The organism is Neopoerus faecalis, from assembly GCF_029218125.1.
Classification (GTDB): Bacteria; Bacillota; Clostridia; order Oscillospirales; family Oscillospiraceae; genus Oscillibacter; species Oscillibacter faecalis_A.
On record NZ_JARFXX010000009.1, the window covers coordinates 35313 to 48840 of the forward strand.

At 58.0% G+C, this 13528-nt stretch carries 14 protein-coding genes and 5 tRNA genes; 12 read left to right on the forward strand and 7 right to left on the reverse strand.

Features of this window, described 5'->3' with window-relative positions; all coding sequences use genetic code 11:
- Window positions 1-193 precede the first annotated feature (193 nt).
- From PY311_RS10325 to PY311_RS10345, 5 genes are all read left to right on the forward strand, one after another.
- On the forward strand, window positions 194-1279 hold the full coding sequence (locus PY311_RS10325; protein WP_286148603.1) for a BMP family ABC transporter substrate-binding protein: 1086 nt from the start codon (window positions 194-196) through the stop codon (window positions 1277-1279).
- Between the two features lie 238 nt (window positions 1280-1517).
- Window positions 1518-3032, forward strand: coding sequence for an ABC transporter ATP-binding protein (locus PY311_RS10330; protein WP_286148604.1), 1515 nt, complete (start codon window positions 1518-1520; stop codon window positions 3030-3032).
- A complete protein-coding gene (locus tag PY311_RS10335; protein ID WP_286148605.1) occupies window positions 3019-4116 on the forward strand; it encodes an ABC transporter permease in 1098 nt (365 codons plus the stop codon). Before PY311_RS10330 ends, PY311_RS10335 begins: the two co-directional genes overlap by 14 nt.
- Window positions 4113-5012: an ABC transporter permease gene (locus PY311_RS10340; protein WP_286148606.1), complete on the forward strand. Its 900-nt coding sequence runs from the start codon at window positions 4113-4115 to the stop codon at window positions 5010-5012. The genes PY311_RS10335 and PY311_RS10340 overlap by 4 nt, the downstream gene beginning before the upstream one ends.
- A gap of 75 nt (window positions 5013-5087) precedes the next feature.
- The gene (locus tag PY311_RS10345) at window positions 5088-5843 is read left to right on the forward strand and encodes a nucleoside phosphorylase (protein WP_286148607.1); all 756 of its coding nucleotides are present in this window, start codon (window positions 5088-5090) and stop codon (window positions 5841-5843) included.
- Window positions 5844-5907: 64 nt separating this feature from the next.
- Here PY311_RS10345 and PY311_RS10350 read toward each other — a convergent pair whose 3' ends face one another.
- Window positions 5908-6471: an NUDIX hydrolase gene (locus PY311_RS10350; protein ID WP_286148608.1), complete on the reverse strand. Its 564-nt coding sequence runs from the start codon at window positions 6469-6471 to the stop codon at window positions 5908-5910.
- Between the two features lie 299 nt (window positions 6472-6770).
- On the opposite strand from PY311_RS10350, the gene spo0A reads away from it, so the two are divergent.
- The 5 genes from spo0A (at window position 6771) to PY311_RS10375 (ending at window position 9738) form a co-directional block, all read left to right on the forward strand.
- Window positions 6771-7520 (forward strand): sporulation transcription factor Spo0A, encoded by a 750-nt coding sequence (gene spo0A, locus PY311_RS10355; RefSeq protein ID WP_286148609.1) that lies wholly within the window; start codon window positions 6771-6773, stop codon window positions 7518-7520.
- Between the two features lie 245 nt (window positions 7521-7765).
- Window positions 7766-8020, forward strand: a complete 255-nt coding sequence (locus tag PY311_RS10360; RefSeq protein WP_286148610.1) for a TIGR03905 family TSCPD domain-containing protein — start codon at window positions 7766-7768, stop codon at window positions 8018-8020.
- 158 nt (window positions 8021-8178) lie between these two features.
- On the forward strand, window positions 8179-8619 hold the full coding sequence (locus PY311_RS10365; RefSeq protein WP_286148612.1) for a cell wall hydrolase: 441 nt from the start codon (window positions 8179-8181) through the stop codon (window positions 8617-8619).
- A gap of 12 nt (window positions 8620-8631) precedes the next feature.
- Window positions 8632-9147, forward strand: a complete 516-nt coding sequence (locus PY311_RS10370) for a hypothetical protein (protein WP_286148613.1) — start codon at window positions 8632-8634, stop codon at window positions 9145-9147.
- A gap of 78 nt (window positions 9148-9225) precedes the next feature.
- The gene (locus PY311_RS10375; protein ID WP_286148614.1) at window positions 9226-9738 is read left to right on the forward strand and encodes a nitroreductase family protein; all 513 of its coding nucleotides are present in this window, start codon (window positions 9226-9228) and stop codon (window positions 9736-9738) included.
- A 110-nt stretch (window positions 9739-9848) separates the two neighbouring features.
- Here the strand turns inward: PY311_RS10375 and PY311_RS10380 are convergent.
- The 6 genes from PY311_RS10380 to PY311_RS10405 all read right to left on the reverse strand — a co-directional run bounded on the left by PY311_RS10380 (window position 9849) and on the right by PY311_RS10405 (window position 11041).
- Window positions 9849-9924: transfer RNA gene (locus PY311_RS10380), tRNA-Lys, on the reverse strand.
- Between the two features lie 24 nt (window positions 9925-9948).
- Window positions 9949-10023, reverse strand: a tRNA-Gln gene (locus tag PY311_RS10385).
- Window positions 10024-10071: 48 nt separating this feature from the next.
- Window positions 10072-10147: transfer RNA gene (locus PY311_RS10390), tRNA-His, on the reverse strand.
- A gap of 39 nt (window positions 10148-10186) precedes the next feature.
- Window positions 10187-10263: transfer RNA gene (locus PY311_RS10395), tRNA-Arg, on the reverse strand.
- Window positions 10264-10269: 6 nt separating this feature from the next.
- A tRNA-Gly gene (locus PY311_RS10400) sits at window positions 10270-10344 on the reverse strand.
- A 79-nt stretch (window positions 10345-10423) separates the two neighbouring features.
- Complete coding sequence (locus tag PY311_RS10405) at window positions 10424-11041, reverse strand: gamma-glutamyl-gamma-aminobutyrate hydrolase family protein (protein WP_286148615.1); 618 nt, start codon at window positions 11039-11041, stop codon at window positions 10424-10426.
- 144 nt (window positions 11042-11185) lie between these two features.
- On the opposite strand from PY311_RS10405, the gene gluQRS reads away from it, so the two are divergent.
- Complete coding sequence (gluQRS, locus tag PY311_RS10410) at window positions 11186-12130, forward strand: tRNA glutamyl-Q(34) synthetase GluQRS (RefSeq protein WP_286148616.1); 945 nt, start codon at window positions 11186-11188, stop codon at window positions 12128-12130.
- A 30-nt stretch (window positions 12131-12160) separates the two neighbouring features.
- Window positions 12161-13528: a Trk system potassium transporter TrkA gene (gene trkA, locus PY311_RS10415; protein ID WP_286148619.1), complete on the forward strand. Its 1368-nt coding sequence runs from the start codon at window positions 12161-12163 to the stop codon at window positions 13526-13528.

Sequence of the window (13528 nt, forward strand, 5' to 3'; positions counted from 1 at the left end):
TTGACCTTTTGATATCTTCTGCTAAAATTATACGCAAATTGAGCGTTTTCGAAAACTAAAATTGACAAAGTATGACCTTATGGCTATAATGTTCTCATACAAAGCGGGTGACCAATGTTTATCCGTCCGCACAGCGGTATGGGGAGCAGCCCGCTTTTCTGTATGGACCGAAAATGAACGTAGGAGGAAAAACATGAAAAAGACTCTTGCAATGCTTCTGGCGCTGGCTATGTCCCTGTCCCTGCTGACGGGCTGCGGCTCCAAGAAGGACGATGCCCCTGCCGCTGACAACAGCGACGCTGCTGCCGGTGAGACCACCGGTGAGGCTAAGCCCGGCGAGGGCATGAAGATCGCGCTGGTGTGCGACAAGGTCGGCACGCAGGTGTTCCTGACCCAGATGGTAGAGGCCCTGAACGAAGCTGCCGACAAGTATGGCTTTGAGGCCACCGTGGCCGAGTGCGCCGACAGCGCTGCTTTCGAGGATAACATCCGCGCTCTGGTGGCTGAGGAATATGACCTCATCATCGGCGGCGGCTGGCAGTCCGGCGACGCCGTCAACAAGGTGGCCACCGAGTATCCCGACGCTGCCCACTATGCCCTGATCGACTCTGAGGTGGAGGCCGAGAACGTCAAGTGCATTTCCTACCGTGAGCAGGAGGGCGCTTACCTCATCGGCGCTCTGGCCGCTCTGACCACCGATGGTGAGTCCCACAAGTACGGCGCTGTCCATGTCAACGAGGGCCCCGGCTCCTGGAAGTGGCGCTATGGCTACATGGAGGGCGTGAAGTCCATCGATCCCGATGCCGAGTTCGTGTTCAACTACACCGGCTCCTACTCCGACCCCGCAAAGGCCAAGGAGCTGGCTATCCAGCAGTATGAGCAGGGCTGCGTGTTCATCAACTCCGCCGCTGCCGGCGGTGACAGCGGCACTTTCGAGGCCGCCAAGGAGAAGGGCTTCTACACCTCCGGTCAGGACGTTGACCTGACCGATCCCGAGAATCCCTACATCGTTTCCTCTCAGATCAAGGATACCTATCAGTCTGTCTGGAACCTGATCGACGAGTTCTTCAGCGGCAATTACACCGATGAGAACTCCGTCTGGGGCGTTGCCGAGGGCACCATCGGCGCCGTGTATGTGACCCATGACTCTCCCAATCCCAGAAGCGAGCGCCTGTCCGATGACGATATCGCCCAGCTCAAGCAGATCGCTGAGGATATCCGCACCGGTGCTCTGGACCTGACCAACTATCCCACCGAGGAAGAGTACTTCGCAAACTGAGCCTGATACAAGGAAGTCTGCTTGGAGGGTCCGTCCGGGCCCTCCGCGTCCCAAGGCTGATAAGAAGCAGACGGGAAGACTGATTCTTCCCGTCTGCTTTTTTCTAAAACGGCTGTAAACGTTTTGTTAAGCACCGCTGCGCGGTGCGGTCCCACGACTGTTTCGCTTCCCGGGCGGCAGATGGCTGCCGCCGGGGAAACGGAACAGGATATCATGAGGAAAGGCCAGGTGTATTCCCTTGCTGTTGGAAATGAAACACATTACCAAGGTATACGGTTCTCTTTACGCCAATGACGATGTGCATCTCACGCTGGATAAGGGTGAGATTTTGGCAGTGGTAGGAGAGAACGGTGCCGGTAAGTCCACGCTGATGAAAATTCTTTACGGGCTGGAGCAGCCCACCTCCGGCGAAATTTATATCAACGGAGAACTTCAGCATTTCCGCTCTCCCCACGATGCCATCGCGAAGAAGATCGGCATGGTCCAGCAACACTTTATGCTGCTGGAGCCCTGCACCGTGGCGGAGAATATCGTTTACGGCCGGGAGCCCCGGAAAAAGGGCCTGTTTTTCGACCGGGAGACCGCCGTACATATCACGGAGGAGCTGTGCGAGAAGTACGGCCTGCACATCGATCCGAAGCGGCTGGTGAAGGACTGCCCTGTGGGCCTGCAGCAGCGGGTGGAGATTCTGAAGGTGCTCTATCAGGACGCCGACATCATCATTTTTGATGAGCCCTCCGCTGTGCTGACGCCGCAGGAGGTCAACGAGCTGCTGGCCACCATGCGGAAGCTGGCGGCCATGGGAAAGAGCATTATCATCATCACCCATAAGCTCCATGAGGTCATGGCCGTAGCGGACCGGGTCATGGTCATGCGCCTTGGCAAGTACATTCAGGAAATGCCGAAGAGCGCGACCTCCATTGAGGAAATGTCCTTCCTGATGGTGGGGCGTCATATCGTGGAGCGCAAGGTGCTGCCGCAGGAGACCACCGGTACGGTGCTGGATGTAAAGGATCTGGTGCTGGCGGGGCCGGACAAGAAAAATATTCTGGACCATTTCAATATTCATGTGGACGCCGGCGAGATCGTTGGCATTGCCGGTGTGTCCGGCAACGGTCAGTCTGAGCTCATTCAATGCCTGACGGGTCTGCTGCAGCCCACCTCCGGTGAGATCGTGCTCCGGGGGGAGAATATGGCGGGCCGCAGTGTGGGCGATATCCGGCAGGCCGGGTGTGCCTGCATTCCGGAGGACCGCTATCTTTGGGGCTGTGCCAAGCAGGCCACGTTGACGGAGACCGCCATCATGGCCCATCAGCATAAGCTGGAGCTTTCCAGCCACGGCCTTTTGAACAGCAAGGGGGCCAAGACCTTTACGCAGAGACTTCTGGATGACTACGATGTCCGCAACAGTGGCCAGAACCAGAAGGCGGGCGAGCTTTCCGGCGGCAACATCCAAAAGCTGATCGTTGCCCGGGAGATGGAGCAGCACTCCCCGCTGCTCATTGCGGCGGAGCCTACCCGGGGCGTGGATATCGGCGCCATTGAGTTCATTCACAATAAGCTGCTGGAAAAGCGGGAAAAGGGCGATGCTGTGCTGCTGATCTCCTCTGAGCTGACGGAGATCATGTCCCTGTCCGACCGCATTTACGTGATTTACGAGGGCCGCGCCGCCGGTGAGTTCCGCAAGGCGGACGCCACGGCAGAGGCTCTGGGTATTCTGATGATGGGAGGCTCGCTCCATGAAAGCAAATGAGAACCAGAGCGCGGCCCGTAAAGCCCTGCTTCTGCGGGGCTGGGAGGCGCTGTGTCAGCCGCTGGTGGCGATTATATTCGGCCTTGTTGTGGGCGCTGTGGTCATTCTGGCCTGCGGACAAAATCCGATGGCGGTCTACGCGGAGCTGTTTGAAAAGTCCTTTATTAAGCCCTACTACCTGTTCTCCACCCTGACCCGTGCCACGCCTATCATTATCTGCGCTATGGCCACCGGTATGTCATGGCGGGCCGGTTACATCAATCTGGGCGTTGAGGGCCAGATGGTCACGGGCACGCTGGTGGCAACGGTGGTGGCGCTGTTTCTGCCCGGTCCGCCGTTGCTGGTGGCCGTGATCGCGTGGATCGCCGGTATGGCCGCCGGTGCGCTGTATGCGTTGCTGCCCTCCGTACTGGTGTGGAAATTCAACGTCAGCATGGTCATCACAACGCTGATGCTCAACTATGTGGCAAACTACATCGCAAGCTATTTTGTGACCTACCCCCTGAAGGATACCTCCGGCGATGGACTGGCCCTTCAGACCCCGGAGGTGGACGCCCTGATGCGCCTGCCCCGGCTGACCTCCACCTCTACCTTCAACGCGGGCTTCATCGTGGCGGTGCTGGTGGTGGTGTTCATGGTGTTCATCACCCGCCGCACCGTGTTCGGCTATGAATCCAAGATGGGCGGCTTCAACCCCTCCTTTGCGCTCTACGGCGGCACGAAGCAGGTGAAGGTCATGCTTATCACCATGGCGCTGGCCGGTGCCATCGCCTCTATGGCCGGCTCTGCGGAGGTCTTTGGCCTGAAATACCGCTATGCGGACGGAATGCTCTCCTCCACCAGCTATGCGTGGACGGGCCTTCAGGCGGCGCTGATCGCGGGCCTCGACCCGGTGGGAATGTTCTTTGTGTCCATTTTCCTTTCCGGCTTGCAGATCGGCGGCAGCGCCATCCAGCGCTCACTGGGTATCCCGCTGGAGATTGCGACTATTATTCAGTGCTGCATTACCCTGTTTGTATCCGTGAAGATCGTCATTCGCTTCAAAAAGCCAAAGACCGCTAAAAAAGGAGGGGAGCCGGCATGAACAGCGCGTATATCGCTTCCGTTATCAATTCCACGCTCCGCTCCACCACACCGATTCTGCTGGCGGCGCTGGGCTGCGCCATGTGCAGTCAGGTAGGCGTGTTCAACGTGGCGCTGGAGGCACAGATGCTCATTGCCTGCTTTACCTCTATCGCCGTGGATTACTACACCTCCAGCGTGCTGCTGTCCGTTCTGGCCGGTGTGCTCTCCGGTGCGGTGGTGGGCGCGGTGGTAGCCGTTTTGCAGGTGAAGTACAAGGCGGCCGACATGGTGGTCGGTACGGCGCTGAACCTGCTGGTGGGCGCCATTACAACCTTTTTGCTGTACCTGCTGTTCGGCCTGCGGGGCAAGCTGGTGGATAACCGGCTCATGTCCCTGACGAAGATCAATCTGCCCCTTATCCGGGATATCCCCTTTATTGGCCGTGTGCTGGAAAACCTGACCATCATTGATTACCTCTCTTACATCATCGCCGTGATTTTGTTCGTATACCTCTATAAGACCGTGGCGGGCTTCCGCACGCTGTCCGTGGGTATCAACAAGGCAGCGGCGGAGAGCCTTGGCACCAAGGCTACCCGCATTCAGATGGAGATGGTCATTCTCTCCGGTGCATTGTGCGGTTTGGGCGGCGTGGTGCTGAGCATGGGACAGGTGACCATGTTCACGGAGAACATGACCTCCGGACGCGGCTTTATTGCCATGGCGGCAGCCTCGCTGGGAATGTCCCACCCGCTGCTGGTCATTGCAGCCAGCCTGTTTTTCGGACTGTGCCAGGGCATCGGTCTTGCCATCCAGAACGTTGTGAAATCGCAGTTGACCAATACGCTGCCTTATATTGCCACCATCGTGGCACTGGTCATTTTCAGCAAGCGAAGCGGTACAAAGCTGAAGGGCTAATTCTTAAAGCATGAACACAACGGTCGGCCCATTCGGGGCCGGCCGTTTGTCAAACCGATAAAGGAGTGAACGATTATGTCTGAAAAAGCATTGCTTCCCTGTATCCATCTTGCTCAGGGTGACATCCCGCCCCGGGTTTTGGTGTGCGGCGATCCCGCCCGGGCGGAGCGTATTTCCAAGCGGCTGACGGAAGCCCGCTGTTTGGCGCAGAACCGGGAATACTGGACGTATACGGGACTGTATCAGGGTGTACCCGTTGCGGTGGTGTCCCACGGCGTTGGCAGCGGCGGTGCGGCCATTGCCTTTGAGAGCCTGTGGCGCGCCGGTGCACGGGTCATTATCCGCGTGGGGACCTGCGGCGGGATGCAGCCGGAGGTCACGGCGGGCAGCATCGTGGTCGCCACTGCGGCCTGCCGGGAGGAGGGTGTCACGGAGAAAATGGTGCCCCTTTCTTATCCGGCAGTGGCCGACGGTGAGGTGGTAACGGCGCTGGTGAATGCGGCCCGGCAGCGGGCGCTCCCGGTGCACAAAGGGATCATTTTGACGCAGGCGCTGTTCTTCCCGGAGCTGCTGGAATCCACAGTGAAGCTATATGCCAGAGCCGGAGTAGTGGCCATGGAAAACGAGGCGGCAAGTTTGCTGGTGGTTTCCTCTCTCCATGGTGTGAAGGCAGGCGTCATTCTGGCGGTGGATGCCCCGGCCTTTGAACTGGTAGGCGTGGAGGGCTATCAGCAGACAGCGGGCCGCGCCGAGGTGGCGCAGGCGGTGGAGGACGAGATCTCCGTGGCGCTGGACGCGCTGATTCGGGTTCCGCTGGAGGATCATATTTGAACGCATAGCGTGAAAAAATCGGGCGGCACATTTGTGCCGCCCGATGGATTCAGGGCAAAAAAAGCTATCGGAAGGCCGCCAGCTTTTCGTTGAGCTTTTTGTAGATGCGCTCCCGGTACCATGGTTCCCGGGAGGCAGCCACGGCCCCCTCCGGCGTGAACCAGCCGACCCGGCTGTTTTCATCGAGCTTGGGCCGGATGTGCGCGGCGGGATCGGCCTCCAACAGATAGGTGACGTTCAGGTGCAGGTGAGAGGAAACGTAGCGCCCATGCTTTTCGTGTCCGTCTACCGAGAGAATTTCCAGGGAATAGATATCCTCCGTAATCGGGCGGACGTCCGTCAGGCCGCTTTCCTCCCGTACTTCCCGGAGAGCCACCGCCAGCAAATCGCGCTCTCCGTCCGCGTGACCGCCCAGCCAAGCCCAGGAATCATAGAGATTGTGATAGGCCATGAGGACCTGCTGCCGGTCCGGACTGACCACCCATGCCGATGCGGTCAGGTGTGCGGCGGCGTTGCTCCGGGTGTAGAGGTCCTCGCTGCTTTCCAGCCGCCGGAGAAGCTCTCTGCGGTCTGCTTCCTCCTGCTCGTTCCATGGGCAGTATTGCGTCAACTGCTGCGTTAAATTCATAAAAGCCTCCTGTGTTCGACACAAAATCCAGCATATTTACTATACCACATCTTGTACGGAGATGGAATACAGCTACTAAAAAAGAAAACAGGGAGCGCAATTTTTGAGCAGTTTTTCATAGATAAGCAGAGAATAAGCAAAAAGGTGCTTAATATTGCGATGTCCCGCGAAAATTGTCGAACGATTGTTGGAAAATTTACATACCATTTATTGAAAAAGTTGGAAGTATATGTTATTTTTATAAAACGCGACTGAAACATTGGGAAGTTGTCGCAAAAACTGAAAAAAGGAAGTGTGTTATGGAACAGCGCAAGAAAGTTTTGCTGGTTGACGCCGGTGAAGAATTCCGCACACTGATGCGGGAGGAACTGGAAAAGAGTGGGGAATTTTCCGTAGAACTGGCACGGGATGGGAGCGAGGCTTTGAAAAAGGCATCGGAAAACCGGCCGGACCTGCTGGTGATGGATGTGATGCTCTCCGGTATGGATGGCATCAGCGTCCTGCGCCAACTGCAAAAGCAGGGTGACGCGCCGATGACGATTTTCATTTCCGCGTTTATTTCGGAGCGGATGCTGGCGGAGATCTCGGAGCTGGGCGCGGCGTATTTCCTGCTGAAGCCCTTTGAACCGAGCATCCTGCTGGATAAGTTGCGGGGGCTGTTTCTGGCGGCGCCGCAGGCGGCTCCGTCCAGCCTGAAAACAAGAGTGACTTCTGTGATTCATGAGATTGGCGTTCCCGCTCATATCAAGGGCTACCAGTATTTGCGGGAGGCCATCATGATTACGGTGAAGGATATGGATGTCATCAACGCGGTGACGAAGGTTTTATACCCGGAGGTGGCGAAGCGGTATGCCACAACGCCCTCCCGGGTGGAGCGCGCCATCCGCCATGCCATTGAAGTGGCTTGGGACCGGGGCGATTTGGAAACACTCCAGAAGTATTTCGGATATACAGTCTCCAACGCCAAGGGCAAGCCGACGAACAGCGAGTTCATCGCCATGATCGCCGACCGGCTGACCTTAGAGCAGAAAAACGGCAGAAGCGCCTGATACGGCACTGTCAAAGTATTAAAAAACGTTATCAGGGAGACCGGCGGGTGGGGCCTGCTGGTCTCCCTTTTTTGCGGAAAATGTGATAGAAGAACCACTGCCATTTCATTTGGAAGGGTGTGGCAGCGGAAACAGATTCAGGAAAAAGTGGATTTCCTCTTGGCAGAGCATGAAAAATATGATATTCTGTAAAAAATAATTTGCCTGCTTGGAGGAAGGGCGGGCGAGGAAGGAAGGAAAAAAGGATGACGTATACGATTCAGCCTCACGGTGTTTGCTCCCGCTCCATGACGGTGGAGACGGACGATCAGGGCGTGATTCAAAAGCTGGAGGTTGTCGGCGGCTGCGACGGAAACCTCAAGGGCATTTCCGCGCTGGTGGTAGGTATGAAGGCCGAGGAGGCCGTCCGCCGCCTGCGGGGCATCGACTGCAAGGGCCGTGGCACCTCCTGCCCGGATCAGTTGGCACAGGGCCTTGAAAAGGCGCTGGCCCAAAAGTGATTCTTCGCAAACAGGAAATAGGAAGTACAGCCCCGGAGCGCTTGGCGCTCCGGGGCTGCTGCTTTGCACCGAACCGGGAGAAGCGGCATAGAATGGGACAGCGGCGGAGGTACGCCGTATTTTGTGCCGATGCGAAGCGGCGGAATGGATGATGGACGATGGCTTATTCCGACCGGGAGCTGTTGGCGCGGCTGATTCAGTGCGAGGCGGGCGGAGAGGGTGACACCGGGATGAAGGCGGTGGCGGGTGTGGTGATGAACCGGGTCCACGCCCGGGGCGGGGAATACGCCCGGGTGGGGCAGGGCAGCATCCGCAATATCATTTTCCAGCCCTATCAGTTTGTGTGCGCCTCGGAAACGGAAAACGGCGCTTACAACCCCCAGAACATTTATAATATGCGGCCGGAGCAGATTCACTATGACATTGCCGACTGGGCCATTGTGGGGAACCGCATTCCCGATGTGGCGGAGTCCCTGTGGTTTTACAATCCCTTCGGCCCTCAGTGCCGGAGCAGGTTCCCATCCGAGGTGGGCTACTGGCAGACCCGTATCGGGGATCACTGCTTCTATAACCCCACAGATGCCTATTACAAGACTTGAGAGGTGTTTTCTATGCAGCGTTTCAATACTTACCCGACAGCGCCGGCCCCGTCCGGCGGGAGCGACTGGCAGGCGGAGATCAATGGCGGTGGACAAACGGAGACAAGGAACGTTGGTGATGCGCACTCCTGGCAGTCACCGGAGAGTTCGGAATACGTCACCATGCCCGGCGGACAGATGGTGCCCATGGGCAATCTGCCAGGGATGCGGACAGATCTGCCGGAAGAGACGATCCAGAATCCCCTCAGCGTGGAGGAGACTCATAAAGGTTCCATTAAAGGGATGCTATCCCGGAATCAGGGCGCCTACGTGGTGGCCACCTTTTTGGTGGGCACACAGGGCACCGTGTCATGGGAGGGGATCCTCTATGACGTGGGCAATGACTTCATCACGATCTACCAGCCGGGGCGGGAGCGGTATATCGTGACGGATATTTACGCCCTGAAGTATATCGAATTTTACGATACCCGCCGCCGGGAGCAGTGTGAGGCCATGCTGAAGCAGAACGGCCTTTGGAACCGGGGGTAAAAGTTTACAGAAGGGGATTGCGGAGAAAAAAGCACTGTGATACAATCAGCACGATCAAACAAATGAGGAGGAATCCCAATGGATTTTGCAAAGCTCTGCGCAGAGCGCTATTCTCTGCGGAAATTTGACACTCGTCCGGTAGAGCGGGAAAAGCTGGACTTGATTTTGGAGGCGGGCCGCAATGCCCCTACCGCCCACAATAAACAGCCCCAGCGCATTTTTGTGCTGCAGAGCGCAGAGGCGCTGGAAAAGGCGGATGCCTGCATGGGCTGTCATTTCCATCCCCCGGTGATCATTGCCGTGGGCTATGACCCGGCTGTTTCGTGGCATCGGGAGACCGACGGAAAGGACCATGGCGAGATCGACGCTACCATCGCCGCCACGCAGATGATGCTGCAGGCGGCGGATCTGGGCCTTGGCACTACGTATGTGGGAATATTTGAGCCGGAGAAGATGCTGGCGGCCTTCCCGGAGATGGCGGGCGTACAACTCACGGCGCTGCTGCCGCTGGGCTATCCGGCGGAGGGGGCACATCCCGCCAAGCTCCACGCCCAGCGGGAGCCGATGGAGAAACTGGTGAAGTACCTGTAAGTAAGCGGGAAGAATCAGACACGGGAGCAGCTGCTCTGCAGCCGCTCCCGCATTTTGCAAAAGACTGAAATAGCAGAGAAAGAGATACGCACAAGCGTATCTCTTTCTTTTGGTGACCCGGCGGGGATTCGAACCCCGGACCCACTGCTTAAAAGGCAGTTGCTCTGCCGGCTGAGCTACCGGATCATGCGCAATATGGGGAAAATGAACTGGCAGGGACGGCTGGACTCGAACCAGCGAATGAGGGAGTCAAAGTCCCTTGCCTTACCACTTGGCTACGCCCCTAAGTGGAAAAAGAAAAGGGAACCGGGGATATCCCGGTCCCCTTTTGTCTGGGGTGGGTGATGGGACTCGAACCCACAACACCTGGAACCACAATCCAGTGCTCTGCCAATTGAACTACACCCACCACATATAAAACCGTTTGAGCCGACATATACCGGAGAGATGGTACGCCAGGAGGGACTCGAACCCCCGGCCCACTGCTTAGAAGGCAGTTGCTCTATCCACCTGAGCTACTGGCGCAGATTCTGGAGCAGGTGACGGGAATCGAACCCGCATCCCCAGCTTGGAAGGCTGGTGCCCTGACCATTGTGCTACACCTGCATGAGCCCTCCGTGGAAATGTCAGCTTGCATATCTTAGCATATAAAGTCGGTTCTGTCAAGGCGTTTTTCCTGAAAAGTTTACAGTTTTGCCATGGAGAGGAAAGTGTCGTATAAAAGCTGCCCATCTGCCGCACCGGGGAGGGACAGCCGTTCCGGGTGCCACTGGACGCATAGAATGGGGAGCGTGCGGTGCCGCAGAGCCTCAACAGTACCGTCCGGCGCCCATTGCAACGCCTCCAGCCCGGCGCCGAAACGGTCAATGGACTGGTGGTGGCTGCTGTTGACAACGCAGCGCTCCCCATACAGCCGCCGCAGCAGCGAGGGGGCAGCGGTGACGCTATGTAGCCGGTCACTGCCGTGGACCGAGCTGTGGCCGGGAAGGTCCTGCACAAGCGTGCCACCGAAAAATACGTTCACACTCTGCATTCCCCGGCAGACGCCCAGCACCGGTCGGTGGGCGGAGGTGAACAGATTCAGCAGATCCATTTCCAGCGCGTCCCGCGCCGGGTCAAGGCCGCGGCAGGCAATATCGGTCTGTCCATAGAGCATTGGGGACAGGTCGCCGCCGCCGGGAAGCAGCAGACAGCCGCAGTCCGCCGGATCATCGGTAAAGCAGGGCACTGCCCCGGCGCGGCGCACGGCTCGGGCGTAATTGCGGTAAACGGCGACGTCACCGGGAATATAAACACGCAGCATGGCAGGCCCTCCCCTTAAAAAGCTGCTTTATTCTATGCGGCAGCGGCGGATTTTGACAGGGGAAGCTGTGGGAAGGCTTGCCTTGCGGCATAGGAAGGAGTATAATAACCTTGATTTTACCTGTGATATGGGAGGTGGAGCACTGTGGAGACCTTGGGGCGCTTTGCACCGTCTCCCAGCGGGCGGCTCCATCTGGGAAACCTGTTCTGCGCGCTGCTGGCGTGGCTGTCCGCACGGCAGAAGGGCGGAAAAATTTTGTTGCGGGTGGAGGACCTTGATACCGCCCGTTGTCCGCTGAAATACGGCGCACAGACGGAGCGGGACCTGCAATGGCTGGGGCTGGACTGGGACATCGGCCCCGGTAAGGAGAACGGTACCGGCCCATATTACCAAAGCCGCCGCACGGCGCTCTATCAGGCGGCGCTGGAGAAACTGGAGGACAGGGGACTGGTGTACCCCTGCTTTTGCACCCGGGCGGAGCTGCACGCAGCCTCGGCTCCCCACCGGGAGGACGGGCAGACAGTTTATGTCGGCACCTGCCGGTATTTATCAGCGGCGGAGATCGCGGAGAAGCGCCGGACTCGTGCGCCCGCTCTGCGGCTGCGGGTGTCGGAGGAGGTCTGGGGCTTCACGGACGGACACATGGGCCGTTATGAGGAAAATCTGGCCCGGGACTGCGGGGATTTTCTTCTGCGCCGGTCCGACGGAATGTTTGCCTATCAACTGGCAGTGGTGGTAGATGATGCCGCCATGGGCATCACAGAGGTGGTGCGGGGGTCGGACCTGCAGGATTCCACACCCCGGCAGTTATATCTCTATCACCTGCTGGGCCTGACGCCGCCGCAGTTTTATCATTTCCCGCTGCTGCTGACAGCGGAGGGAAAGCGCCTTTCCAAGCGGGACAGTGCAGTGGGACTGGACAGCTTACAGGAACGGCTGTCCCCGGAGGAAATTTTGGGGAGGCTGGGGTATCTTGCGGGCATCAATCCCTCTGCCGCGCCGAAAACGGCGGAGGCGCTGCTGACGGACTTTGACTGGGAACGGGTTCCGAGGGCGGATATCCGCATCCCGGAGGGACTTTTTGAATGAACGGCGGAAAGCCGCCAAGGGGGAAAAGCAATGCAGATCATCATTGTGGGCGCGGGCAAGGTTGGCAGCAGTCTGACTGCTCAGTTGATTCGGGAGCACCGGGTCACGGTTATCGATCAGGAGCCGAAGCTTATTGAAAATATCATCAACGTCTATGATGTGATGGGAATTTGCGGCAACGGAGCAAGCTACGAGGTGCAGAAGGAGGCGGAGGTAAATAAGGCGGACTTGCTGATCGCCACCACCTCCAGCGATGAGATCAACATTCTGGCCTGCCTTGTGGCGAAAAAGCTGGGCGTGGCCCACACCATCGCCAGAATCCGCAACCCGGAATATGAGACGCAGCTCCGCTTCATGCGGGGGGAGTTGGGCATGACCATGTCCATCAACCCGGAAAAGGCGGCGGCTCACGAGATTGCCCGCGTACTGCGGTTCCCGGCGGCTATGAAGCTGGAGTCCTTTTCCAAGGGGCGGCTGGAGCTGGTGGAGTACCGTTTGCAGGAGGGCTCTGCGCTGGATGGCGTCCAATTGCTGGATATTTACCGCAGCGCCCGGGCAAGGGTGCTGATATGTGCGGTGTCCCGGAAAGGGGAGACCACCATCCCCTCCGGTGATTTCCAACTAAAAAGCGGCGATAAAATCTATGTCACCGCCGCGCCGGATCAGCTCTCCGCTTTTTTCCAGTATTTGGGTGTGTTTCGCAAAAAGGCATCCAGCGTCATGATCGTGGGCGCCAGCAAAATGTGCTACTATCTTGCAAGCGAGCTTCTGCACATGGGGATGAGCGTGAAGATTATCGACCAGAATGAGAGCCGCTGCGCCCAAATCAGCGAGCTGCTGCCCCGGGCGCTGGTCATTGTGGGTGACGGTACGGACGGGGAGCTGCTGGCAGAGGAGGGCATTGACGATACCGATGCCTTTGTGGCCCTGACCGGCATTGACGAGGCCAATATCCTCATGGCCATGTGCGCATCCCGGCAGAAGGCCGGGTGCAAGGTGGTGGCGAAGATCAACCGCCGCTCCCTGATGGAGCTGGTGAGCAGCGAGCGGATGATCGACAGCATAGTCTCCGTCCGAGATGTGACCACGGAGTTGATTGTGCAGTACGTCCGGGCCATGGAGAGCGCCTCCGGCGCCAAGATCAAAACGCTGCACCGGCTGGTGGAGGGGGCTATTGAGGCACTGGAATTTCATGTAGACAATGACGTTGCCTTTGTGGAAACGCCCCTGAAGGACCTGCGGCTGAAATCCGGCGTGCTCATTGCGGGCATTGTCCGGCGCAACGGCAGCATTGTCATACCCGGCGGCAGCGATGTGATTCGCAGCGGCGATGATGTCATTGTGGTGACGCAGGACGCCGCCCTTCAGGACATTCACGATATTTTGCGGCAGGAGTAA

What these genes read in the sequence shown, in the direction of transcription:
- PY311_RS10325 (WP_286148603.1), top strand. Translation starts at nt 194, where the DNA reads ATGAAAAAGACTCTTGCAATGCTTCTGGCGCTGGCTATGTCCCTGTCC.
- PY311_RS10335 (WP_286148605.1), top strand. Translation starts at nt 3,019, where the DNA reads ATGAAAGCAAATGAGAACCAGAGCGCGGCCCGTAAAGCCCTGCTTCTG.
- PY311_RS10340 (WP_286148606.1), top strand. Translation starts at nt 4,113, where the DNA reads ATGAACAGCGCGTATATCGCTTCCGTTATCAATTCCACGCTCCGCTCC.
- PY311_RS10345 (WP_286148607.1), top strand. Translation starts at nt 5,088, where the DNA reads ATGTCTGAAAAAGCATTGCTTCCCTGTATCCATCTTGCTCAGGGTGAC.
- PY311_RS10350 (WP_286148608.1), bottom strand. Translation starts at nt 6,471, where the DNA reads ATGAATTTAACGCAGCAGTTGACGCAATACTGCCCATGGAACGAGCAG.
- spo0A (WP_286148609.1), top strand. Translation starts at nt 6,771, where the DNA reads ATGGAACAGCGCAAGAAAGTTTTGCTGGTTGACGCCGGTGAAGAATTC.
- PY311_RS10360 (WP_286148610.1), top strand. Translation starts at nt 7,766, where the DNA reads ATGACGTATACGATTCAGCCTCACGGTGTTTGCTCCCGCTCCATGACG.
- PY311_RS10365 (WP_286148612.1), top strand. Translation starts at nt 8,179, where the DNA reads ATGGCTTATTCCGACCGGGAGCTGTTGGCGCGGCTGATTCAGTGCGAG.
- PY311_RS10370 (WP_286148613.1), top strand. Translation starts at nt 8,632, where the DNA reads ATGCAGCGTTTCAATACTTACCCGACAGCGCCGGCCCCGTCCGGCGGG.
- PY311_RS10375 (WP_286148614.1), top strand. Translation starts at nt 9,226, where the DNA reads ATGGATTTTGCAAAGCTCTGCGCAGAGCGCTATTCTCTGCGGAAATTT.
- PY311_RS10405 (WP_286148615.1), bottom strand. Translation starts at nt 11,041, where the DNA reads ATGCTGCGTGTTTATATTCCCGGTGACGTCGCCGTTTACCGCAATTAC.
- trkA (WP_286148619.1), top strand. Translation starts at nt 12,161, where the DNA reads ATGCAGATCATCATTGTGGGCGCGGGCAAGGTTGGCAGCAGTCTGACT.